Annotated in this window: 18 protein-coding genes; 7 read left to right on the plus strand and 11 right to left on the minus strand. The window is 71.1% G+C overall.

Features of this window, described 5'->3' with window-relative positions; all coding sequences use genetic code 11:
• The first annotated feature begins 199 nt into the window (after positions 1-199).
• Positions 200-1,624: a sugar porter family MFS transporter gene (locus ACH4RC_RS32020; protein ID WP_398207095.1), complete on the plus strand. Its 1,425-nt coding sequence runs from the start codon at positions 200-202 to the stop codon at positions 1,622-1,624.
• A 117-nt stretch (positions 1,625-1,741) separates the two neighbouring features.
• Here the strand turns inward: ACH4RC_RS32020 and ACH4RC_RS32025 are convergent, their stop codons facing one another.
• Positions 1,742-2,713 (minus strand): LLM class flavin-dependent oxidoreductase, encoded by a 972-nt coding sequence (locus ACH4RC_RS32025; protein WP_398207097.1) that lies wholly within the window; start codon positions 2,711-2,713, stop codon positions 1,742-1,744.
• Positions 2,714-2,771: 58 nt separating this feature from the next.
• Positions 2,772-4,217, minus strand: a complete 1,446-nt coding sequence (locus ACH4RC_RS32030; protein ID WP_398207099.1) for a cytosine permease — start codon at positions 4,215-4,217, stop codon at positions 2,772-2,774.
• Positions 4,218-4,455: 238 nt separating this feature from the next.
• On the opposite strand from ACH4RC_RS32030, the gene ftsY reads away from it, so the two are divergent.
• The gene (gene ftsY, locus ACH4RC_RS32035) at positions 4,456-5,658 is read left to right on the plus strand and encodes a signal recognition particle-docking protein FtsY (RefSeq protein ID WP_398207100.1); all 1,203 of its coding nucleotides are present in this window, start codon (positions 4,456-4,458) and stop codon (positions 5,656-5,658) included.
• Between the two features lie 135 nt (positions 5,659-5,793).
• On the opposite strand, the gene ACH4RC_RS32040 is transcribed toward ftsY, so the two are convergent.
• A complete protein-coding gene (locus ACH4RC_RS32040) occupies positions 5,794-6,462 on the minus strand; it encodes a bifunctional DNA primase/polymerase (RefSeq protein WP_398207102.1) in 669 nt (222 codons plus the stop codon).
• 479 nt (positions 6,463-6,941) lie between these two features.
• Here ACH4RC_RS32040 and ACH4RC_RS32045 point away from each other — a divergent pair, with 479 nt between their 5' ends.
• The 5 genes from ACH4RC_RS32045 to ffh all read left to right on the plus strand — a co-directional run bounded on the left by ACH4RC_RS32045 (position 6,942) and on the right by ffh (position 15,377).
• Complete coding sequence (locus ACH4RC_RS32045) at positions 6,942-8,423, plus strand: hypothetical protein (RefSeq protein WP_398207104.1); 1,482 nt, start codon at positions 6,942-6,944, stop codon at positions 8,421-8,423.
• Between the two features lie 276 nt (positions 8,424-8,699).
• Positions 8,700-10,055, plus strand: a complete 1,356-nt coding sequence (locus ACH4RC_RS32050) for an ammonium transporter (protein WP_398207105.1) — start codon at positions 8,700-8,702, stop codon at positions 10,053-10,055.
• Positions 10,052-10,390, plus strand: coding sequence for a P-II family nitrogen regulator (locus ACH4RC_RS32055; RefSeq protein ID WP_361065033.1), 339 nt, complete (start codon positions 10,052-10,054; stop codon positions 10,388-10,390). Before ACH4RC_RS32050 ends, ACH4RC_RS32055 begins: the two co-directional genes overlap by 4 nt.
• Positions 10,391-10,436: 46 nt before the next feature.
• Complete coding sequence (locus ACH4RC_RS32060; RefSeq protein WP_398207107.1) at positions 10,437-12,980, plus strand: [protein-PII] uridylyltransferase; 2,544 nt, start codon at positions 10,437-10,439, stop codon at positions 12,978-12,980.
• Positions 12,981-13,817: 837 nt separating this feature from the next.
• Positions 13,818-15,377: a signal recognition particle protein gene (gene ffh, locus ACH4RC_RS32065; protein WP_398207108.1), complete on the plus strand. Its 1,560-nt coding sequence runs from the start codon at positions 13,818-13,820 to the stop codon at positions 15,375-15,377.
• Between the two features lie 136 nt (positions 15,378-15,513).
• Here ffh and ACH4RC_RS32070 read toward each other — a convergent pair whose 3' ends face one another.
• From ACH4RC_RS32070 to yhfZ, 8 genes are all read right to left on the minus strand, one after another.
• On the minus strand, positions 15,514-16,749 hold the full coding sequence (locus tag ACH4RC_RS32070; RefSeq protein ID WP_398207109.1) for a phosphopentomutase: 1,236 nt from the start codon (positions 16,747-16,749) through the stop codon (positions 15,514-15,516).
• Positions 16,746-17,912, minus strand: coding sequence for an alanine racemase (locus ACH4RC_RS32075; protein WP_398207111.1), 1,167 nt, complete (start codon positions 17,910-17,912; stop codon positions 16,746-16,748). Before ACH4RC_RS32075 ends, ACH4RC_RS32070 begins: the two co-directional genes overlap by 4 nt.
• Before the next feature lie 6 nt (positions 17,913-17,918).
• Positions 17,919-19,046, minus strand: coding sequence for an aminotransferase class V-fold PLP-dependent enzyme (locus ACH4RC_RS32080; RefSeq protein ID WP_398207113.1), 1,128 nt, complete (start codon positions 19,044-19,046; stop codon positions 17,919-17,921).
• 2 nt (positions 19,047-19,048) lie between these two features.
• Positions 19,049-19,996, minus strand: coding sequence for a phosphotriesterase (locus ACH4RC_RS32085; RefSeq protein WP_398207115.1), 948 nt, complete (start codon positions 19,994-19,996; stop codon positions 19,049-19,051).
• Between the two features lie 194 nt (positions 19,997-20,190).
• Positions 20,191-21,537 (minus strand): YhfT family protein, encoded by a 1,347-nt coding sequence (locus ACH4RC_RS32090; RefSeq protein ID WP_398207117.1) that lies wholly within the window; start codon positions 21,535-21,537, stop codon positions 20,191-20,193.
• A gap of 16 nt (positions 21,538-21,553) precedes the next feature.
• On the minus strand, positions 21,554-21,910 hold the full coding sequence (locus ACH4RC_RS32095) for a DUF2620 domain-containing protein (protein ID WP_398207119.1): 357 nt from the start codon (positions 21,908-21,910) through the stop codon (positions 21,554-21,556).
• A 44-nt stretch (positions 21,911-21,954) separates the two neighbouring features.
• Positions 21,955-22,329: a PRD domain-containing protein gene (locus ACH4RC_RS32100; protein WP_398207121.1), complete on the minus strand. Its 375-nt coding sequence runs from the start codon at positions 22,327-22,329 to the stop codon at positions 21,955-21,957.
• 93 nt (positions 22,330-22,422) lie between these two features.
• On the minus strand, positions 22,423-23,367 hold the full coding sequence (gene yhfZ, locus ACH4RC_RS32105; RefSeq protein ID WP_398207123.1) for a GntR family transcriptional regulator YhfZ: 945 nt from the start codon (positions 23,365-23,367) through the stop codon (positions 22,423-22,425).
• Positions 23,368-23,383: the final 16 nt, after the last annotated feature.

Below are 23,383 nucleotides of genomic sequence, written 5' to 3' on the forward strand. Positions count from 1 at the left end.
GCAGTCTTCAAGACTTGAACTCAACTGCCACTTCAGTGCCGAAAAACTCACACCGACCTCACTATTGACTTCGAAACTTGAAGGCATAGTCTCTGCAACGTTGCTTTTACCTTCAGGTGGTGAGCCGCGTGCAGTTGTGCGCCACTGGAAGGGCTCGCCCCCACCCCCGGCAGCGAAGCCGGTGGCCCGAGGAGTACACGTGACCAGCACTGAGGCACCTTCATCAGGAGCCAGAAACGCCCAGCCCGATCACCTCGGGCACGTCATCTTCATCACGGCCGCGGCCGCGATGGGCGGCTTCCTGTTCGGCTACGACAGCTCCGTGATCAACGGTGCGACCGTCGCCATCCAGCACAAGTTCGACGTCAGCGCCGACATCCTGGGCTGGATCATCGCGTCCGCGCTGCTCGGCTGCGCCGTCGGTGCCGCCATCGCCGGACGCATCGCCGACCGCATCGGCCGTATCCGCTGCATGCAGATCGCCGCCCTCCTCTTCGCGATCAGCGCCATCGGCTCGTCGCTGCCCTTCGCGGCCTGGGACCTGACGATGTGGCGCGTCATCGGCGGCCTCGGCATCGGCATGGCGTCGGTGATCGGCCCGGCCTACATCGCGGAGGTGGCCCCGCCCGCGTACCGCGGCCGGCTCGCCTCGTTCCAGCAGGCCGCCATCGTCATCGGCATCGCCGTCTCCCAGCTCGTCAACTGGGGCATCCTGAACATGGCCGACGGCGACCAGCGCGGCAAGCTGGGCGGCCTCGAAGCCTGGCAGTGGATGCTCGGCGTCATGGTCATCCCGGCCCTGCTCTACGGTCTGCTCTCCTTCGCGATCCCCGAGTCCCCCCGCTTCCTCATCTCGGTGGGCCGCAAGGAGCAGGCCAAGAAGGTCCTCGGCGAGGTGGAGGGCACCGGTATCGACGCGGACGCCCGCGTCGCCGAGATCGAGCACGGCATGCGCAGGGAGCACAAGTCGTCCTTCAAGGACCTGCTCGGCGGAAAGTTCGGCTTCCTGCCGATCATCTGGATCGGCATCTTCCTGTCGATCTTCCAGCAGCTCGTCGGCATCAACGTCATCTTCTACTACTCGAACCAGCTGTGGCAGTCCATCGGCAAGGACCCCTCCAGCTCGTTCCTGTACTCGTTCGAGACGTCGATCGTGAACATCATCGGTACGGTCATCGCGATGATCTTCGTCGACCGTATCGGCCGCAAGCCGCTCGCGATCATCGGCTCCACCGGTATGGCGCTCGCGCTGTTCACCTGCGCCTGGGCCTTCTCCTACCGCACCGGCACCGGCGACAACGTCTCGCTGCCGAACGCGCAGGGTCTGACCGCGATCATCGCCGCCAACGCCTTCGTCCTCTTCTTCGCCCTCTCCTGGGGTGTCGTGGTCTGGGTGCTGCTCGGCGAGATCTTCCCCAACCGGCTGCGCGCGGCCGCTCTCGGTGTGGCGGCCTCGGCCCAGTGGCTGGCCAACTTCGCCATCACCAAGACCTTCCCGAGCATGTCGGAGTGGAGCCTGACCGGCTCGTACATCATCTACGGCGCCTTCGCCGCGATCTCCATCCCGTTCGTGATGAAGTTCGTGAAGGAGACCAAGGGCAAGTCCCTGGAGGAGATGGGCTGACCCGCCCGCTCCGCGTCAGGCCTGTCTTCAGGACAGGCCTCGGACCCGGGGAGGTGGGCTCAGTCCCCGCTGCCACCTCCCCGCTCACGTCACTGCCCCGGTTCACCGGCCTGCGCGTCAGGCCTTGAGCCGGGGCAGTACGTTTTCGCAGAACAGGCGCAGGCCGCGCCACCCCTCGTCGAGGGGCATGCCGCCCGACAGCGGGTGCAGTACGTAGTTGTCGAGGCCCTGCGCGAGGCACTCGTCCGGTGTGAGGATCCGGTAGACACCCTCGGCGCGCAGCTCCTCGACCGTGGTCGCGCCCGACTTCACGGCCGAGCGGATGTCCGTGGACTGCCAGGACGCGTAGGTCCGCGCCTCGTGCAGGAAGTGCGCGCCGTGCTCGGCCCAGGTGCGGTCGGGGTCCTCGGACAGGTGCAACAGGGACGTGTTCTCCGCGGGCATCATGGTCCAGCCCTCGGTGCCGTACTCGGCGAGCCGCTCCTTGTAGTACGTGTCGAGCTCCGGCAGGTGCGCGCTGGGGAAGAACGGCAGCCCGAGCCGGGCCGCGCGGCGCGCCGCCGCCCGCGAGGAGCCGCCGACGAGCAGGAGCGGATGCGGCTGGGTGAGCGGGCGCGGGGTGACGCGGACCTGCCGCCCGCGGAAGGTGAACTCCTCGCCGGTCCAGGCCCTGAGCAGGGTCTCGAGCAGCTCGTCCTGGAGCGCGCCGCGCCGCTTCCACTCCACGTCGAACTGCGCGTACTCCTGCGGCCGGTACCCGATCCCCGCCACTGTCACGAGCCGGCCGCCGCTCAGGAGGTCCAGTACGGCGATGTCCTCGGCGAGGCGCAGCGGGTCGTGGAGCGGGCCGATGATCGCGGAGACGGTGACCGCGATGCGGCGCGTGGCGCCGAGGACCGCGCCCGCGAAGGTGAACGGCGAGGGCAGCCAGTTGTTGGCGGCGCCGTGGTGCTCCTCGGTCTGCACCGTGTCGACGCCCTGGTCGTCGGCGTACGCGGCCATCTCGACCGCCGCCTTGTAGCGGGCGCTCAGCGATCCGGGGGTGGCGTCGGGCTCGACCAGGTTGAACCGTACGACGGAGACGGGCATGAGAAAGTCCCCCTTCACACACGGGTGCGGGTGAAGGGGGACGGTAGCTGACGGAGCGTCAGACGGCCAGGGGTGCGGGCTCCTCGCTGTCCGCCGGGGCCGTGGTCGTGTCCACGGGCTTCGGCAGCGCCAGGTAGAGCAGGCCCGAGACGACGATCGTGACGATCCAGCCGAGCCCGTACTCACCGATGAAGTTGTTCGAGGCGAGCGGCCCGGTGAACCAGTCCGAGGTGGTGAAGAGCAGGCCCGCGACGAGGCCGACGGCCCAGGCGGCGACGGCGGCGGGGGAGAAGCCGCCCTTGTACCAGTAGGCGCTGCTGCGCGTGGTGTCGACGAGGGCGGCGGGGTCGTAGTGCTTGCGCTTGAACATGTCCGCGCCGAAGACGCCGACCCATGCGGAGAAGGCGACCGCGAGCAGCGACAGGAACGCGATGAACGAGCCCATGAAGCTGGTGGCGACCAGCATCAGGATGCCGCCGAAGATCAGCGAGATCAGCGCGTTGACCGAGACGGCCCAGTGGCGCGGGACCTTGAAGCCGAGAGTCTGCGCGGTGAAACCGGCCGAGTACATCGACATGGCGTTGATCAGGAGCATGCCGACGAGTGCGATCAGCAGGTACGGCACCGCGATCCACATCGGCAGGATCTCGCCGAGGAAGGAGACCGGGTCCGCCGCCGAGGCGAGGTCCGGCGTGGAGACCGCCATGACCGCGCCCATCAGGACCATCGGCAGGACGACGATGCCGGCGCCCCCGATCGAGTGCCCGACGACCGCCTTGGAGGAGGCGCTGCGCGGCAGGTAGCGCGTGAAGTCGGGGGAGGCCGGGATCCAGCTGACGCCACCGGCCGCGATCAGGCCGATCCCCGCCACCATCAGGGACGTCTTGCCCGCGGGCTGGTCGAACACCTGCGACCAGTCGGTGTCGACGATCAGGAAGACCAGCACCAGCGCGGTGAACAGGCCGAAGAGGTACGTCGCGTACTTGTTGCACTTCTGCACGGCATTGATGCCGAGGCCTGAGATCACGAACGTGGCGACCACGAAGCAGAGCAGCGTGACGATGACCAGGAAGTCGTTCTGCTTGATGTCGAACAGGATGTCGAGGACGGTGAGCACGGCGTACGCGCCCGTCACCGCGTTGATCGTCTCCCAGCCCCAGCGGGCGACCCAGATCAGCGAACCGGGGAGCAGGTTGCCGCGCTGGCCGAAGACCGCGCGCGACAGCGCCATGCCCGGGGCGCCGCCCCGCTTGCCCGAGATGCCGATCAGGCCGACGAGCCCGTACGACACGACCGGCGCCGCGATCGCGACGACGACGGCCTGCCAGAAGTTGAGCTTGTACGCCACGACGAGGCTCGCGCCCATCGTGAGCAACAGCACGCTGATGTTGGCCGCGACCCACGTCGGGAACAGCTCGCGGGTCTTGGCGGTGCGCTCGGCATCGGGGACGGGCTCGATGCCGCGCGTCTCCAGGGCGCCTTCGGATTCGGCGGTCTTGCTCATGCGGTGGGGTTCCGTGCCTCTGTGGGGTGGGGCGGAGTGCGAGTGCGCGAGGGACTCGTGGGGGGTGGAGGTTCGCGAGGGGCTCGCGAAGTGAGAGCTCGCGAGGGACTCTACGCGCGTTGACGCACCCTCTTCCATCGTAGTTTAGTCCGAGTAATACCTTGCGGAGACCTTTGTCCCTTGGAGGATGCGACGAGAGCGGCTCCGCGGGGGCCCCATGGCTGATACTGGACGGGTTATGGAAATCGTCATCCTTGCTGTAGTCATCGCCGTGGTCGTGATCGGCGCGCTCGGCGGGCTCGTGGTCGGCAGCCGCAAGAAGAAGCAGCTGCCTCCGCCGCCGCCCTCGGCGCCCGACATCACCACCGCCCCGCCCACCGAGCCGCACGTCGGCGACGAGGCCGAGACGCCGCGCGACGAAGCGCGGCGCACGATCGAGGAGGTCGACCTCCCGGTCGCCGAACCGGTCACCGAGGAGGTCGTCGAGGAGCCGGCCGCTCCGGCGGTCGAGGTACCGGAGCCCACCGCGGGCCGCCTGGTACGGCTTCGCACCCGGCTCTCCCGCTCGCAGAACGCGCTCGGCAAGGGACTCCTCACCCTGCTGTCCCGCGAGCACCTCGACGAGGACACCTGGGAGGAGATCGAGGACACGCTGCTCACCGCCGACGTCGGCGTGCAGCCCACCCAGGAGCTGGTCGACCGGCTGCGCGAGCGCGTGAAGGTGCTCGGTACCCGCACCCCGGACGAGCTGCGCGGCCTGCTGCGCGAGGAGCTGCTCACGCTGCTCGTCCCCGAGTTCGACCGCACGGTCAGGACCGACTCGAACCTGGACACCCCGGGCATCGTGATGGTCGTGGGCGTCAACGGCACGGGCAAGACCACCACCACCGGCAAGCTCGCGCGCGTGCTCGTCGCCGACGGCAAGAACGTGATGCTCGGTGCGGCCGACACGTTCCGCGCCGCCGCCGCCGACCAGTTGCAGACGTGGGGCGAGCGGGTCGGCGCGCGCACGGTGCGCGGCCCCGAGGGCGGCGACCCGGCGTCCATCGCGTTCGACGCCGTCAAGGAGGGCATCGCCGCCGGTGCCGACGTCGTGCTCATCGACACCGCGGGCCGTCTGCACACCAAGACCGGTCTGATGGACGAGCTCGGCAAGGTCAAGCGCGTCGTGGAGAAGCACGCGCCGCTCGACGAGGTACTGCTCGTGCTCGACGCCACGACCGGGCAGAACGGCCTCGTGCAGGCGCGGGTCTTCGCCGAGGTCGTCGACATCACCGGCATCGTGCTGACCAAGCTGGACGGTACGGCCAAGGGCGGCATCGTCGTCGCGGTCCAGCGGGAGCTGGGCGTGCCGGTCAAGCTGATCGGTCTCGGTGAGGGCCCTGACGACCTGGCGCCGTTCGAGCCCGAGGCGTTCGTGGACGCGCTGATCGGGGAGTAGCCGGTCGTCCCGTCTCGTCCCGTCCCGTCCCGGACGGAGCCGAAGGGGGTGGAAAGGCGCGAGCGCCTTTCCATCCCCTTCTTCTGTGAGGTCTCCTACGAGTCTTCTGTGAGGTCTTCTACGAGGCGGTGCCGGTCATGCCCAGGGCGAGCGGTGCGCCACGTACGCCAGCGTCCCCAGGAGGAGCCGCGCCTGCGGTGGCTGCGTCGCCGTGTCCAGGGAGGGGGCGCGCAGCCAGGTCGCCGGGCCGAGGCCCGAGCGGTCGGAGGGCGGGGCCGTGATGTGCGCGCCGGGGCCGAGCGCGTGCAGGTCGAGCGTCGCGTCGTCCCAGCCCGTGCGGTAGAGCAGCGTGGGGAGCTGGGCCGCGGCGCCGGGCGCCACGAAGAAGTGCGCGCGGCCCTCCGGGGTGGCGATCACCGGGCCGAGCGGAAGGCCCATCCGCTCCAGACGGATCAGGGCGCGACGGCCCGCGGGCTCGGGGACGTCGATGATGTCGAACGCGCGGCCGACCGGGAGCAGGACCGAGGCGCCCGGAAACCGGCTCCAGGCGTCCGTCACCTCATCGAGGGTGGCGCCGGCCGGGACCACCGCGGCGGGGTCGAGCGGATGCGCGCCGGGGGCCGGGCAGTCCGCCTTGCCGCAGGAGCAGTGGGGGCCCGCCGCCCGCGCGCCGGGCACCACGTCCCAGCCCCACAGTCCGGTGAACTCCGCCACCGCGGTGCAGGCCGATGCGCGGCCGGACGTGCGGCCGCGCCGACGTGACCCGGAGCGCATCTCGCGGATGCCGCCGATCGTGAAGCCCATGCCCCCTCCAACGGGTACTGCGCGCCGGTGGTTACGCGACGGAATCGGATCGTGACCCACTGTGTGCGAGCCGCCTGGTCAGGGTGGCGGTGAGTCGCATCCGGGGTGGTGCGCTCGGCAACGTGCGCCCTCGCGCACTCCGTTTCGCCGACTTCCGGCTGTCCTATGTCAAGTGAATCGCGTGTGGCGGCCCTTGAGTTCATTCGAAGGGGTGGCGAATGGTGGCGTTTCCATGTTCGCCCTCGCCGAAGGGGTGATCGTAGGATTACTTTCAGTACACGGGCTCTCGGGGTACATGCACCCGTGGGTATGCCAACGGCAAGTCGCTTTCCTGTTCGACGAGTGACAACTGGCGGACGAGGCCCCGTAGTTGGCGGCATTCTGATAGGGCTTGCGGGTAGGGCTCGCAGTGGAAGAGGCCTACAGGACGTGGCGTTGAGATGAGCGCCTTAGACGGTTCAAGGGATGGGGGCGTTCCAGTGGGCGGCAGCGGCGGAAGCGTGACGAACGCTGAGAAGCGCCCGAACGAACTGCTCGGCTCGTGGTTCGTGCGCAGCGGCTGGTCCAAGGGTGAGCTGGCGCGTCAAGTGAACCGCAGGGCTCGGCAGTTGGGCGCCAACCACATCTCCACCGACACCTCGCGTGTGCGGCGTTGGCTCGACGGGGAGAACCCGCGCGAGCCGATCCCACGCATCCTCAGCGAGTTGTTCTCCGAGCGGTTCGGCTGCGTGGTCGCCGTCGAGGACCTCGGGCTGCGCGCCGCGCACCAGGCGCCCTCGGTCTCCGGCGTCGACCTGCCGTGGACCGGGCCGCAGACCGTCGCGCTCATCGGCGAGTTCTCGCGCAGCGACCTGATGCTGGCGCGCCGCGGCTTCCTCGGCAGCTCCCTCGCGCTCGCCGCGGGCCCCTCGCTCATCGAGCCCATGCAGCGCTGGCTCGTGCCCGGGCCCAGCGGCGCCGCGGTCGGCACCGACCTCGACGCCGCCGCGCAGCGCCGGGGGAACCGTCTCTCCAGGCCCGAGCTGGACCTGCTGGAGTCCACCACCGTCATGTTCCGCCAGTGGGACGCCCAGTGCGGCGGCGGTCTGCGCCGCAAGGCGGTCGTCGGACAGCTGCACGAGGTGACCGACCTCCTCCAGGAGCCGCAGCCCGAGGCCACCACGAAACGCCTGTTCAAGGTCGCGGCCGAACTCGCCGAGCTGGCCGGGTGGATGAGTTACGACGTCGGTCTGCAGCCCACCGCGCAGAAGTACTTCGTGCTCGCTCTGCACGCCGCCAAGGAAGCGGGCGACAAGCCGCTCGGCTCCTACGTCCTGTCCAGCATGAGCCGCCAGATGATCCACCTGGGCCGCCCCGAGGACGCACTGGAACTCGTCCACCTCGCCCAGTACGGCAGTCGGGACTGCGCCAGTCCGCGCACCCAGGCCATGCTGTATGCGATGGAGGCCCGCGCCTACGCGAACATGGGCCAGCCCGGCAAGTGCAAACGGGCCGTGCGGATGGCCGAGGACACCTTCGCCGACGCCGACGAGTGGGACGACCCGGACCCCGACTGGATCCGCTTCTTCTCCGAGGCCGAACTCCACGGCGAGAACAGTCACTCCTTCCGCGACCTCGCCTACGTGGCCGGGCGCAGCCCCACCTACGCGTCGATGGCCGAACCGGTGATGCAGCGGGCCGTCGAACTGTTCGGCAAGGACTTCGAGCACCAGCGTTCGTACGCGCTCAACCTGATCGGCATGGCCACGGTGCACCTGCTCCAGAAGGAGCCCGAGCAGGCCACGGTCATGGCGGACCAGGCGCTCGGGATCGCCAAGAAGGTCCGCTCCGAGCGCGTCAACACCCGTATCCGCAAGACCGTGGACACCGCGGTCCGTGACTTCGGGGACGTCGCCGAAGTCATCCAGCTGACCGAACAACTGGCCGTCCAACTGCCCGAGACCGCCGAAGCCGCGGTCTGACACCCCACGATCGCCGGCCGCGGCCGACCGTCCCCGTTACAGCCCGACTCGGCTCCCCCATGCCAGGTCACCGGAGACGGAAAGCCGCGGCCGGTCTGCCGTGCAGCCACTTCATGCAGGCGTAACACCCACGACCTCTTCGTCACTGCGCCGAAACATCGAGGGGCCCCCGCCGAAACGGCGCTGGGCCAGAGTCTGGCGCATAACCGGCCCACCCCTCATGGCCGCCTCCAGGCTTCGCCCGCACGGGGCCGTACCGACGACGAGGAGACGCCGATGGCACCTGCCGCCATCACGCTCGCCGCAGAAGCGCCGAAACTCTCTGCCGCGAACACAGGCTTCATGCTGATCTGTTCCGCCCTGGTGATGCTCATGACGCCGGGCCTCGCCTTCTTCTACGGGGGCATGGTCCGCGTCAAGAGCACCTTGAACATGCTGATGATGAGCTTCATCAGCCTCGGGATCGTCACGATCCTGTGGGTGCTGTACGGCTTCTCGATGGCGTTCGGCACCGACAAGGGGTCGCTGATCGGCTGGGACGGTGACTTCGTCGGCCTCAGCGGGATCGGCCTGACCCAGCTGTGGGACGGCTACACCGTCCCCGTCTACGTCTTCGCCGTCTTCCAGCTGATGTTCGCCATCATCACGCCCGCCCTGATCAGCGGCGCCCTCGCCGACCGCGTCAAGTTCACGGCCTGGGCCCTGTTCATCACGCTGTGGGCCACGATCGTCTACTTCCCCGTCGCCCACTGGGTGTGGGGCACCGGCGGCTGGGCCTTCGACCTCGGCGTCATCGACTTCGCGGGCGGTACGGCCGTCCACATCAACGCGGGTGCCGCGGCGCTCGGCGTGATCCTCGTCATCGGCAAGCGCGTCGGCTTCAAGAAGGACCCGATGCGGCCGCACTCGCTGCCCTGGACGATGCTCGGCGCCGGGCTGCTCTGGTTCGGCTGGTTCGGCTTCAACGCCGGTTCGTGGCTCGGCAACGACGACGGCGTCGGCGCGCTCATGTTCGTCAACACGCAGGTCGCCACCGCCGCCGCCATGCTCGCCTGGCTCATATACGAGAAGCTGCGCCACGGCGCCTTCACCTCCCTGGGTGCCGCCTCCGGCGCCGTCGCCGGACTCGTCGCCATCACTCCTTCCGGTGGCGCGATCTCGCCGCTCGGCGCGATCGCCGTCGGGGCCATCGCCGGTGTGCTGTGCGCCATGGCCGTCGGCCTGAAGTACAAGTTCGGCTACGACGACTCGCTCGACGTCGTCGGCGTCCACCTGGTCGGCGGCATCGCCGGCTCCCTGCTCATCGGGTTCTTCGCCACGGGCGGCGGCCAGTCCGACGTCCAGGGCCTCTTCTACGGCGGCGGCCTCACCCAGTTCTGGAAGCAGTGCGCCGGTGTCGGCGGCGTCCTCGCCTACTCGCTCGTCGTCTCCGCGCTCCTCGCCTTCCTCATCGACAAGACGATGGGCATGCGGGTCGCCGAGGACGACGAGGTCGCGGGGATCGACCAGGTCGAGCACGCCGAGACCGCCTACGACTTCACCGGCGCGGGCGGCGGCTCCATGGCCCGCACCGCCACGCCCGCCACGCCCGCCGCGCAGACAGCCCAGAACACGAAGAAGGTGGACGCATGAAGCTCATCACCGCGGTCGTCAAGCCCCACCGGCTCGACGAGATCAAGGAGGCCCTCCAGGCCTTCGGCGTCCAGGGCCTGACCGTGACCGAGGCCAGCGGCTACGGCCGCCAGCGCGGCCACACCGAGGTCTACCGCGGCGCCGAGTACACCGTCGACCTCGTACCCAAGATCCGTATCGAGGTCCTGGTCGAGGACGACGACGCGGAGCAACTCCTCGAAGTCGTCGTGAAGGCCGCACGCACCGGCAAGATCGGCGACGGCAAGGTCTGGGCGGTCCCCGTCGAGACAGCGATCCGCGTTCGGACCGGCGAGCGCGGACCGGACGCGCTGTAACCCACGCGACAAGCGATGCGACGCTGAACAGAACGGGAGCTGCCGGGTGGCGAGTGTGGACGACGTACGGACCGAAGAAGCGGACGACCGGCCCAGCGGCTACGCGGCGGCCCGGCTGCGCCTCCTCCAGGAAGGGGCGCGGTCCGGGCCGCCGCGCCGTACCGCCCTCGCCGAACTGACCGACGACTGGCTGACCGGACTCTTCGGCACCGGGACGCCGGGCGGCGGCGTCTCGCTCATCGCCGTCGGCGGCTACGGCCGCGGCGAACTCTCCCCGCGCAGCGACCTCGACCTGCTGCTCCTCCACGACGGCTCGGCAGACCTCGGAGCCGTCGCCGCGCTCGCCGACCGCATCTGGTATCCGGTCTGGGATCTCGGCCTCGCCCTCGACCACTCCGTGCGGACGCCCACCGAGGCCCGCAAGACCGCGGGCGACGACCTCAAGGTGCAGCTCGGACTCCTCGACGCCCGCCACCTCGCCGGCGACCTCGGCCTCACCGCCGGACTGCGCACCGCCGTCCTCGCCGACTGGCGCAACCAGGCACCCAAGCGCCTCCCCGAACTGCGCGAACTGTGCGAGGAGCGCGCCGCACGCCAGGGCGAGCTCCAGTACCTTCTCGAACCCGACCTGAAGGAGGCGCGCGGCGGACTGCGCGACGCCACCGCGCTGCGGGCCGTCGCCGCGTCCTGGCTGGCCGACGCGCCGCGCGAGGGCCTCGCCGACGCGCGCCGTCGCCTGCTCGACGTGCGCGACGCCCTCCACCTGGCGACCGGCCGCGCCACCGACCGCCTCGCCCTCCAGGAACAGGACCAGGTCGCCGCCGGACTCGGCCTGCTCGACGCCGACGTGCTCCTCCGACAGGTGTACGAGGCCGCGCGCACGGTGTCCTACGCCAGTGACGTGACCTGGCGCGAGGTCGGCAGGGTGCTCAAGTCCCGGTCCGTACGCCCCCGGCTGCGGGCCATGCTGGGCGGCGGCAAGGCCGCGCCCGTGGAACGCTCGCCGCTCGCCGAGGGCGTCGTCGAGATGGACGGCGAGGCCGTCCTCGCGCGCGCGGCCCGGCCCGAACGCGACCCCGTGCTCCCGCTCCGCGCCGCCGCCGCGGCGGCCCAGGCCGGACTTCCGCTGTCGCTGCACGCGGTCCGGCGGATGGCCGCCGCGACCCGGCCGCTCCCCAGCCCGTGGCCCGCCGAAGCCCGCGAACAGCTCGTCACGCTGCTCGGCGCGGGCCGCACGACCGTCGAGGTCTGGGAGGCGCTGGAGGCGGAAGGGCTGATCACCCGGCTGCTGCCCGACTGGGAGCGGGTCCGGTGCCGGCCGCAGCGCAATGCCGTCCACACCTGGACCGTCGACCGGCACCTTGTCGAGACCGCCGTCCGCGCCTCCGAGCTGACTCGCCGCGTCGGCCGGCCCGACCTGCTGCTCGTCGCCGCGCTGCTGCACGACATCGGCAAGGGCTGGCCCGGTGACCACTCCGTCGCGGGCGAGATCATCGCGCGGGACGTGGCGGCGCGGATCGGCTTCGACCGGGTCGATGTCGCCGTCCTCGCCACCCTCGTCCGCCACCACCTGCTGCTCATCGAGACCGCCACCCGGCGCGACCTGGAGGACCCGGCGACCGTACGCGCCGTCGCGGACGCCGTCGGCTCGCAGGGCACGCTGGAACTGCTGCACGCGCTGACGGAGGCGGACGCGCTGGCCAGCGGCCCCGCCGCATGGTCCTCCTGGCGCGGATCCCTCGTGTCCGACCTGGTCAAACGGGTCTCCGCGCTGCTGGCCGGGGCCGCCCCCGTCGACCCGGACGCCTCCGAGAACGCCGAGCCCACCGCCGAACAGGAGCGGCTCGCGGTGGAGGCGTTCCGCACGGGAGGCCCGGTGCTGTCGCTGCGCACGCAGCCGGAGCCGGTGGTGTCCGCGGTGACGGAGGAGGCTGCCGCGAAACACACGCCAGAACCGGCCGAGCCGGAACCGCTGGGCGTGGAGCTGCTGATCGCCGTACCGGACCAGTCGGGCGTGCTCCCCGCCGTGTCGGGTGTCCTGGCCATGCACCGGCTGACGGTGCGCACGGCGGAGCTGCGCTCGCTCTCGCTGCCGGATGAATGGGGCCGGGGGCCGGGGGAGGGCGGCTCGCCGCAAGGGCCTTCGGTGCTGCTCCTCAACTGGCGGGTCGCCGCCGAGTACGGCTCCCTCCCGCAGGCCGCCCGGCTCCGCGCCGACCTCGTACGCGCCCTCGACGGTTCGCTCGACATCGCGGCGCGACTCGCCGAACGGGACGCGGCCTACCCGCGTCGGCGCGGCACGGTGCCGCCACCGCCCCGGGTCACCGTCGCCTCGGCGGACTCCCGCCTCGCGACCGTCATCGAGGTACGGGCCCAGGACGCGCCGGGCCTGCTGCACCGCATCGGCCGCGCGTTCGACACCTCCCGCGTCCGTGTGCGCTCGGCACACGTCTCCACACTGGGCGCGAACGCGGTGGACGCCTTCTACGTCACGGGGCTCAAGGGCGCGCCCCTGCCTTCGGAGGAGGCGGTATCGGTGGCGCGCGCGGTCGAGAAGGCGTTGCAACCGGGCGCGGGGTCCGGCGGCTGAGCTGCGACGCTCCGGCTCGGGGGCTGTGGTGTCGGGCTGAAGCTCTTCGAGGCTGTGCTGCCGGGTGGCCGGGCTGTATGACGGCCGCTGCCTTCGGAAGAGGCGGCGCTGACGGCAGGGTTCCGTGAGGAGGTTCCGCATCCAGGCGCTTGCGGACAGGGCGCCGCGGCATCCGGGCCCGCGCTCGGCCGGCCTGGGCCGGTGCCAGGTGCGGGTCCGCCGCGAGACGCGGTGCGTCGTCGGCGCCGGGCTCCATGGCGCGCTTCGCCGCTTGCGAGACGTACGGGGTCGGCGACTCGCCACCGGGTTCCAGGACGGGGCCCGCCCTGGAACCCGGCGGCGCACACCCTTGATCCGGCCTCCCGACCGGACGCGGCGGTCTGCGGCTGAGCTGCGAAGTTCCGGTGCGGGCCCGGACGGCCTCGGCCGGCACGTGTCGTGGATGTGCTGCGGGCCGGGCGGGGTGCATGGCGTGCTCCGCCTCTGGGAGAGGCGGCGAGGGCGGCGCGCTCGCGACTCGGCGCGTGCGCGGGTCGCACTCCCGCGGTCCGGCCCGCGACCGGCCGCCCTCGGCCGGTGCCGATGGCGGCCACCGCCGGGAGCCGCGCCCGACCGCGGAGCCTTTTCGAGGGCGCGCGCCACCGACACCACCCCGTCCGAGGGCAGGTCCCGCCCTGGTCGGTACCGCTCGCAGACGGGTCGCGGGGCGCGGAACGTACGCGTACCAGCCCTCCGCTTCCACTGTCCCCGACGGGGCGCTGACCCAATCGGTCGCGGCAGATACCCTGGAAGGCCACCTGTCCGTAGAGCCACCCGACCCGAGGATTCGCGACCGCCGTGTTCGACACTCTTTCCGATCGCCTCGCAGCGACATTCAAGAATCTCCGCGGCAAGGGTCGCCTTAGCGAGGCGGACATCGACGCCACGGCGCGCGAGATCCGGATCGCCCTCCTTGAGGCCGATGTGGCGCTGCCTGTCGTCCGCGCCTTCATCAAGCAGGTCAAGGAACGGGCCGCCGGTGCCGAGGTCTCCCAGGCGCTGAACCCCGCGCAGCAGGTCATCAAGATCGTCAACGAGGAGCTCATCGGCATCCTCGGCGGCGAGACCCGCCGGCTGCGGTTCGCCAAGACCGGCCCGACCGTGATCATGCTCGCGGGTCTGCAGGGTGCTGGTAAGACGACCCTCGCGGGCAAGCTCGGCCACTGGCTCAAGACCCAGGGCCACTCGCCGCTGCTCGTCGCCTGCGACCTCCAGCGCCCGAACGCCGTGAACCAGCTCAGCGTCGTCGCCGAGCGCGCCGGCGTCGGCATCTACGCCCCCGAGCCGGGCAACGGCGTGGGCGACCCGGTCAAGGTCGCCAAGGACTCCATCGAGTACGCGAAGTCCAAGGTCTACGACGTCGTGATCGTCGACACCGCGGGCCGTCTCGGTATCGACCAGGAGCTGATGCAGCAGGCCGCGGACATCCGCGACGCCGTCTCGCCGGACGAGGTCCTCTTCGTCGTCGACGCGATGATCGGTCAGGACGCGGTCAACACGGCCGAGGCCTTCCGCGACGGCGTCGGCTTCGACGGCGTCGTGCTCTCGAAGCTCGACGGTGACGCGCGTGGTGGTGCGGCGCTGTCGATCGCGCACGTCACCGGCCGTCAGATCATGTTCGCCTCCAACGGCGAGAAGCTGGACGACTTCGACGCGTTCCACCCGGACCGCATGGCGTCCCGCATCCTCGGCATGGGCGACATGCTCACGCTGATCGAGAAGGCCGAGCAGACCTTCTCGCAGCAAGAGGCCGAGAAGATGGCCTCGAAGCTGGCCTCCAAGAAGGGCCAGGACTTCACGCTCGACGACTTCCTGGCACAGATGGAGCAGGTCAGGAAGATGGGCTCCATCTCCAAGCTGCTCGGCATGCTGCCGGGCATGGCGCAGATGAAGGACCAGATCAACAACCTCGACGAGCGCGACGTCGACCGCACCGCCGCCATCATCAAGTCGATGACCCCGGCCGAGCGCGCCGACGCCTCGATCATCAACGGTTCGCGCCGCGCCCGTATCGCCAAGGGTTCCGGCGTCGAGGTCAGCGCGGTCAAGAACCTCGTCGAGCGGTTCTTCGAGGCCCGCAAGATGATGTCCCGCATGGCCCAGGGCGGCGGCATGCCGGGGATGCCCGGCCTGCCCGGCATGGGCGGCGGCGGTGCCCGGCAGAAGAAGCAGACGAAGAAGGCCAAGGGCAAGCAGCGCTCCGGCAACCCGATGAAGCGCAAGCAGCAGGAGCAGGAGGAGGCCGCCCGGCGCGCTGCCGCGGCCGAGGCGGGCGGCGCGCTCGGCCTGCCCGGCGCCGGCCAGCAGGGCGGCAAGGACTTCGAACTGCCCGACGAGTTCAAGAAGTTCATGGGCTGACGTCATGATCCGGTGACCTTTCCGTACGCGGAGGGGTGAGGGGCGCTCGCTGCTGCGGGCGCCCCTCACCCCTGTACGGAGGTCCGTTACGAGGCCCTTACAGGAAGGGCCCTGGGTCAGGTCCGTACGGAGGCGGTCAGGCGGCCCGCGTCGAGGCCGCCCGTATCTCCGTGCCGTTGGCCAGGCCCGCCGGGTCGAGGCCCAGCGCCGCCGCCGCGGTGGCGCCCACGTCGGCCAGGCTCGTCGCGTCCGGCATCAGCTCGGCACCTCGCGCCTCGGGGCGGTGGATCAGCACCGGGACGTACTCGCGCGTGTGGAAGGCGTGCCCGATCGTCGGGTCGTTGCCGTGGTCCCCGGTGACGATCAGCCGGTCGCCGGGTTCGGAGAGCAGGGAGAGCAGTGCGGCGAGGCCCGCGTCGACCTGCTCCAGGATGCGTCCGTAGCGTTCGGTGTCCTGCTGGTGGCCCGCGAGGTCGGACTCCTGCACGTTCGCCACGACCAGCGCGTCCCCGTCGGCGCGCACCGCCTCGAGCGTGTGTGCGAGGACCTCGGCGGTGTCCACGGCGGGCCGCCGCACGGCCGCCTCGCAGGACAGGATGTCCGCCGCCTTGCCGACGAGCGTCACCGGAACACCGGCCCGCGCCGCCAGGTCGGGGAGCTGACGTGTGTGGTCGAGGCCGGCGCCGAGGTGCTGCACCTGGAGCCCGCCGTTGCGGTAGAAGCCGGTCGCCGGGGTGTCCAGGCCGACCGTGCCGCCGTCGCCCGCGCGCACGTACGCGTCCAGCGACTTCTCCGCGTGACCGCCGACCGCGATGACGCGGGCGACCGGGGCGACCGACCGCACCGTACGCGCGATGGCGAGGATCCCGGCGAAGCCGATGGCGTCGAGGCGGCCCGACGCGTTCCAGTTGATGCCCGGGTCCGCCTCCAGGTTGTCGTGCACGAGGACGGTGCCGTCCACGACCACCAGGGGTTTGCCGTCGAGCGGTTCGACCTTGTGGCCCGCATCCGTGAGCGCCCGGGTGACCTCGTCGAGGTGCTCGGCGAGCCGTGCCACGGTCACCCGGCTGAAGTCCGCGCCCATCATCGTCTGGTGCCCGGCGAACGTGTCCGCCCCCGGATAGCCGAGCGTGGCCCTCCCCACGGCCACCGGCAGATGCGTGCGCCGGGCCAGGTCGGGGTGCGGATGGACCAGGCCGAGACCGAGCGCGCCGAGCACGGGCAGCCGCAGCGGCCTGCCGAACGCCTCCCGGCACCGGTCGAGAACGTGCCCACAGGTGTCCGCGGACAGGTCACCCGGGCGCAGCGCCCCCGCGTCCGCCATCGCGCCGACGCCGAACCCGTCCACCACCACGATCACGGTCTTGCTCATGAGACGGCCTTCCCTTGTGCGTCGTACAGCCCGACCAGGCGGGGTGCGCCGGTCGAGAGCCCGGCCACCACCGCGACCGTCGAGCGCGTGACGAAGATCTGCGTGCGGAACGCGAGCAGCGCGGTCTCGCCCACCCGCACGTCCGCGCCGGGCCCGGGGGCGTCGAGCAGCCGGTAGTAGTCGATGTTCTGCGGCGGGGCATCCTGCACCGGAAGCCGCAGGCCCGTGCGGGGGAGCAGCGCCGAGGTGATCTGGGAACGCGCGTAGAAACCGCCGCCGAAGACCGCGGGCCTGCCGTCGGCGAGGGTGTGCGCGACCTCGGTGACGTACACGTACGCGGGCGTCTCCGGCTGGCCGAGGTCGCGCGCGTGCAGCGGGGTGGTGCCGGTGAGGGAGTGGCCGGGCTCGCCGTGCGTGGCCCCGAGCTCGGCGAGCATCGGGAGCGTTGCCACGGAGGTGGCGCTGGGCGCGCTGAGTATGAGGTCCTCATGTCCGCGCGCCGCCACTGTCTGGCGCGCCTTGAGCGCGATCTCGAAGTTGGGCGTGGGCGCGGGCAGGCCCGTGACCGGGTCGCACAGCACGCACGGGAACGCCGTGACGCCCGCGATGCGTACCCCGGGCAGCCGCTCGACCGCCGCCGCGAACTCCTCGATGCCGGCGAGCGGGACCCCGCCCTCCTGCCCCGGGTAGACGGACCCCTCCGCGCCTTCGATACGTACCAGCACGTCCTGGACGAGGCCGAGTCGCAGCGCGGCCTCGGACACCGCCCGCGCGTTCGCCACGTCGTACACGGTCACCGTCTCCGGGCGCCAGGCCAGCATCTCGGGCAGCGCCCGGTGCGGGATCTGGACCAGGTGCCCGAGGTTGCCCGCCCGCGCGCCGGCCGCGTGCAGGGTGCGGGCCTCCGGCGGGTCGATGGCGGCGTACTTCGGGATGTGCCGGGCGATCGCCCTGATCAGCTCGGGGTTGCGGCCGAGCTGCTTCACGACGAACCAGAGGTCCAGGCCGAGCCGCTGGGCCTCCGCGGCGAGCAGCGCCGCGTTCCCCTCGATCGCGTCGAGGTCCATCACGTAGGTGTCCGGCGGGATCGCGCCGCGCCGGTGGAGATCGGTCGCCGCGTCGGTCAGCGCGGGGTTGCGGGCGAGCAGGCTGTCGAGGAACACGGTCGGTCAGTCCTTGCTGAGTTCGTGGAGTGCGCGGCGCAGGACGGAGACGACCAGATCGGCACCTGCCCGCATCGGATTGATCCGGACCGTCCAGTCGGCGAGCTCCGGGGCGTCGTCGAGGGAGGAGCTGGACATGCGGTAGAAGAGCGGCGCGATCTCGAACCGCGAGTTGGAGCCCACCGGGTAGGGCGCCGCCCCGAACTTCGCGGCGACGGCGGGCAGCTCGCGCGCGACGGGCCGGTCGAGGCGCACCAGCAGACAGCGGTCCTGCGCGTTGGCGATCCGTACGTCGGTGACGCCCGGTACCTCGCCCGCGGCGAGACGCTCGGCGACCTCCGCGCCGACTCTCGACTGCAGCGCCCACATCACCGGTACGTGCGTGAGCGCGCGCAGCGCGTCGAGCGCCTGATGGCCCTGGACCTGACCGCCGCCCGAATAGTTGTCCGCGCGGACGTGCTCGACGAGGTCACGGGCGCCCACCACCGCGCCCACGCCCTCCGGGCCGTGCAGCTTGAAGAGGGAGAAGCAGGACGCGTCGGCGCCCAGCTCGACGCCGGCCCGGGGGACCCGGAACGCCGCGTAGTTGTCGTCGACGACCGTGCGCACTCCGGCCTCGCGGCAGGCGGCCAGGACCTCGCCCGGGTCGTAGGAGTCGCCGAGCCGCTGGCGCGTGTGCTGCACGTACGCCCAGCGGAACCGGCCGGAGCCGAGGGCGGCGCGCAGCGCGTCCAGGTCGTTGAAGTCGACCTCGTGCGTCCGGACGCCGAGGCCGCGCAGGGTGACCTCGGTGGTGCGGTAGACGGGCGCCCGGTGGATGAGCAGCGGATCGCCCGCGCTCACCGCCGCGTTCAGCGCCGCCCGGATGGCGCCGGTGCCCGCCCCCTGGACGAGGGCTGCGTCCTGTGCGCCGAAGAAGTCGGCGAGCACGGCCTCCACCTGGGCGGTCGTCCTCGGCCGTCCGAGGCCGGGCACCACACCGGCGTCCGCGGAGAACAGCTCCGCGCCCTGGAAGTGCGCCGCCGTGCATTCGAGGAGCCGGAACTGCCGTGCCGTGGCCTCCTCCACGGGGACGGTGGGGAGCGGATGGGTCACCGGCAGGGACGGCGCCGAGGGAGAGTTCGGTCGGGGCATGGTCAGATCTCCTCCGTGCTCGCGCCGGTCAGGAAACGCAGCGGGTTGCGCCGCGTCATCAGGTCGATCAGGTCGTCGTCCACCCCGGCGGCCCGCAGCCGGGGCAGGAACGAGCGGAACAGATGCCCGTACCCCTGTCCGCCCTCCGCCTCCAAGTACGCGTGCCGCGAGATGTCGCAGCTGAGCAGGGTCCGGTCGGCGTACCCCGCCTCGATGAGGCCGAGCAGCAGGCGCAGCCGGGTCTCGTCGCTCTGGTAGCTCTCCTTGCCGACCGTGTCGAAGGCGACGTACGCGCCGCTCGCCGCCAGCTCCTTGTGCACACCCGGGTCGTCCAGGAGGTCCTGGTGGCCGACGGAGACGCGGTGCGCGGGCAGGCCCTCGGAGGTGAGCAGCGCCAGCTGGGCGAGGCCGCCGCGCCCGAGCTGGGCGTGCGTGGCGACGGACAATCCGGTGGCGGCGGCGGCCCGGGCGGCGGCGCGCAGCGAACGAGCCTCTGGTTCGCTCGGCACGTCACCGTGGCTGCCGACCTCGCCGAGCACTCCGGGCCGGATGCCGCTCGGGCCGAAGCCGCCCTCGATCTCGCGCATGAGGCTCTCCGTGAGCTGCTCCACGCTCGCCGTCGCCACCTCCGGCGTGTGGAACGGCTCGTAGTACCAGCCGGTCGCCGCGACGACCGCGACCCCTGTCTTCCGCGCGAGCGCGGCGAGCGCGCGCGGGTCGCGCCCCATGCCGCGGCAGGTCAGCTCTATGACGAGGGAGAGGCCGAACGTGTCGCGCAGCGCTCTGAGTTCGGAGGCGACGGCCGGACCGTGCCGCTCGGCGTCGAGCACGGCGCCGCCGTCACCCTCGCGGTCCAGGTTCAGGACGAGGTGCTCGTGGGCGAGGGCGGGGCCGCGGACAGCTTCGTGGGAAAGGGGCCCCGTGACGGTGTGGAGGGTGGTGGTGTGCATGGTGGGTGTTCCTTTCCGGCGAACTGGCCCCGGCGGGCCGGGTGGTGCGGTCGGCCTCGGTCGTCGGCCGCTCACCCCCTCAACGACTCGCGTTCCGCAAAAGTTACACGGAGAGTGACGAAATCTGGGGTGAGTTTCACGGAGCGTGCGAATCCGTGGTGGTGGCCGACCGGATCACGACGGGACCGGACCCCTCACGGCTTGATCGGCGTGAACAGGTCGAGCCAGTACAGGACGTTGAGCAGGATGCCGCCGACGATCACGGCCGCCGGCGCCGCCGCCATCCGTACGACGGGCCGTCCCATCGCCTCGTTGAGCAGGTAGAGGCCGCCCACGACGAGGATGCCGAGCCCGGCGCCCATCGCGTTCGCCGCCATCAGCGAGCCGAAGAGGATCGCCAGCTGCAGCGTGTCGGTGATCGCGCTGCGCAGGTGCTCCGACGAGTCGCGCACGCTCGGCAGCTTGCCGAGGAACTTGCCGATGTAGGACAGGGCGAGGATTTCGACGGCGAAGACGAGGGCGCCGACGACAGCCGCGAGGAACGGGTTCGGCAGCAGGTAGCCGATGGGGTAGACGAGCGTGAAGCCCGCGATGCCGTACGCGCCGGAGGCCAGGGCCGTCGTCGCGATCAGCGGGATGAAGCCGAACACCCGGTAGAAGTCGACCTGGGCCGCCTCCCCGTACTGCCCCTTGGCGATCAGGAAGCTGGTCGCCTCACCGCCGCCGAATATGTGCATCTGGGCCAGGACGCAGACGCCCGCGCCGAGCACCATGAACAGCGGAAGGTACTTGCGAAGGCGCGCCGCGCTCGCGCTGAACAGGGACGCCATGGGGTCGTCGTCGGGGGTGGTCTCCTCGACGGCGTTCGCCCGGTCCGCCTTGCGCTGCCTGAGGTCCTTGGCGATCGCGAGGCCGATCAGCATCAGGACGCCGGCGGCCATGGCGATGGCGCCCGCGAAGACGTTCGGCCACAGCTTCATCGTCATGACGACCAGCGCGAGTTCGAGGACGCCCGCGATACCGCCCCACCTGCGCCCGAACTGCTTGGTGATGGCGAGCACCGGGAACAGCGTGAACAGGAACAGGATCGGCGTCGACATCTGCTGCATCGCGGTCAGGAAGTCGACCGGCAGATCGTGCGCCAGGTTGTTGGCGCCGTTCAGGCCGAAGACGACGACCGCGCCCCAGGCCGCGCCCAGGATCGGCGCGAGCCACTTCTTGGGGGAGAGGATGCCCAGGATGTCGGTGGGCAGGAACACCAGCCACGGGTTGAGGACGCCCGTGGACAGGGCCATGGGCGCGCCGAGGCCGAAGATGAACCCGGCCGACAGGCCGAACGAGACCGCCGTGGTGGCGCTGCGGGTGGACCGCCCCTGGATGAAGTCGAGCATGAAGGGGCGCACGCCGTCGTTGAAGACGGCCAGGGCCATGTGCGAGATGAACGCGGTCAGCGCGCACAGGGCGACCACGGTGAGCTGCTGTGCGAGGCTGAAGTCGAGGTCGGCACCGGCGGCGATGACGGTGCCCGTGGCTGTGTTCATGGTGTGTCCTACGCGGCTACGAGCGGGCCGCGATCGCCCGCGCGAGCAGCGGGGCGATCCGGTCGATCTGGTCCATGGAGAAGCCGAACACCTTCTTGCCGTCCGCAAGGAGGGCCTCGACCTCCTCCTCGGTCGGTACGCCACGCCCGAAGGTGTGGCAGGCGGGCTGTCCCATCAGGCCGACGAGCACGCCGAGGGAGGCTCCGGCGCCGGTGTGGCAGGTGCCCAGGAAGTAGTCGGCCTGGCCGGCACGCAGCTTCATCGCCGCGTCCATGTCGCTGGAGACGACGATCTCGACGCCGTCGAGACCCAGCCCCTTGACCGTGTCGGCCACTTCGACCTTGCCGACGCCGCCGGTGAGGATCTTCGTCATGTCTGGTTCCTTCTTTCTGGGGCCCGAAGGGCCCGGGGTCGGGCTCAGCGCGCGGGCTGCTGCGCCAGGACGGCGAGGTGCATGGCCAGGAAGTTGATCTCGGACTCGGGCAGGGTCCGGCCGAGCGCCCCACGCGCGCGTGCCGCGAGGAGCCGGGCGCGCGCCACGGCGTCGGGGTGGTCGGCGAGTTCGGCGGCGACCTGGTCGTCCGTGAGGAACTGCTCGATCGGCGCGCCGTCCATGAGCCGGGTGAGCGCCATCATCAGATGGCTGGTCAGCATCCCGGCGCTCTCCTCGGTGACGGTGTTCCCCTCGTTCTCCAGGGCCGCGAGCTCGGTGGTCACGAACTCGGCGACGTCCGGTCCGACCTGGCCGCCCTCCCGGAACAGCCGGATGCGGAGCGCTAGTTGGTCGTCCATGGGTCCTCCCAATCAAGACAGTAACCGGGATTTTGTATTTTGAGCCGAAGGCAAGACCCCGGAGACCGGGACCGGACGACTCGCTCGAGAGCGTCAGTACGAGGGGATGCGCTCGCCCCGCACCACTTCGGACTGCAGTTGTGCCACCTGGGACAGGTCGAGGACGTCGCGCACCGCGGACAGCGCCTTCGCGCCCTCGGTCCTGCCGATGATCGCCGCACTGGAGTTGCGCAGCGCCAGATCGCGCGTGACCTCGTCACCGAGCGGCAGGACGTCCACCTCCATGCCGAGCCGGCCCTGCACCTCGTCGAGGTTCCAGACGGTGGCGTCGGCCTGCTTCTGCGCGAACAGGTCGCGCAGCTGCATGTAGGACGACTCGACCCACCGGATGTCGTCGCGCCCGGCGAAGGCGCGCTCCGCCAGCATGCGCTGGTCCTCCGAGGCGTGGTCGACGGCGACGCGCAGGCCGGGGGAGTCCAGCGACACCCCGTCCCGCACCAGGAAGCCGTGCGCGCCCACGTACGTGGCCGGGCCCAGGTCGGCGACGAGCGCCAGCTGGTCCTTGTGCTGCTCGACCAGGCCGTCGGCCGCGAAGCGTGACAGCACCACCAGGTCGACCTTGCCTTCGAGGAGCGCCGCCGTACGGTCGCCGGCGCCGCGCATGAAGGTGATGGCGAAGGGGGTGCCGGCCGCTTCGAACGCGGCGCGCAGGCCGGTGGCCAGGCCCTCGTAACGACGCGAGTAGGGCAGCGGCATCGCGGCCAGCAAGGTGCCGAGGCCGGAGAGGCGCCAGAGTATGGCGCGGTCCGAGCGGACCAGGAAGGTGCCCAGATGGCCCCGGGCGGCGGTCGCGATGGCGCCGGCCTCCTCCAGGAGGCGCAATGCCGCCTGCACGGTCCCGTTCCCGCACCCCAGTTCCTGTGCGAAGTCCTTCACGCGCGGCAGCCGTGTCTCCGCCTCGAGGCCCATCAGGAGGACCGCAAGCTGGCGCGCCGCCAGGCCGTTGCGCGTAAGGAAGCGCTCATCGAAACCGTTCACAAACCAGACAGTAACC

The sequence above is a fragment of the Streptomyces sp. NPDC016845 genome, from assembly GCF_044332585.1.
Lineage (GTDB): Bacteria > Actinomycetota > Actinomycetes > Streptomycetales > Streptomycetaceae > Streptomyces.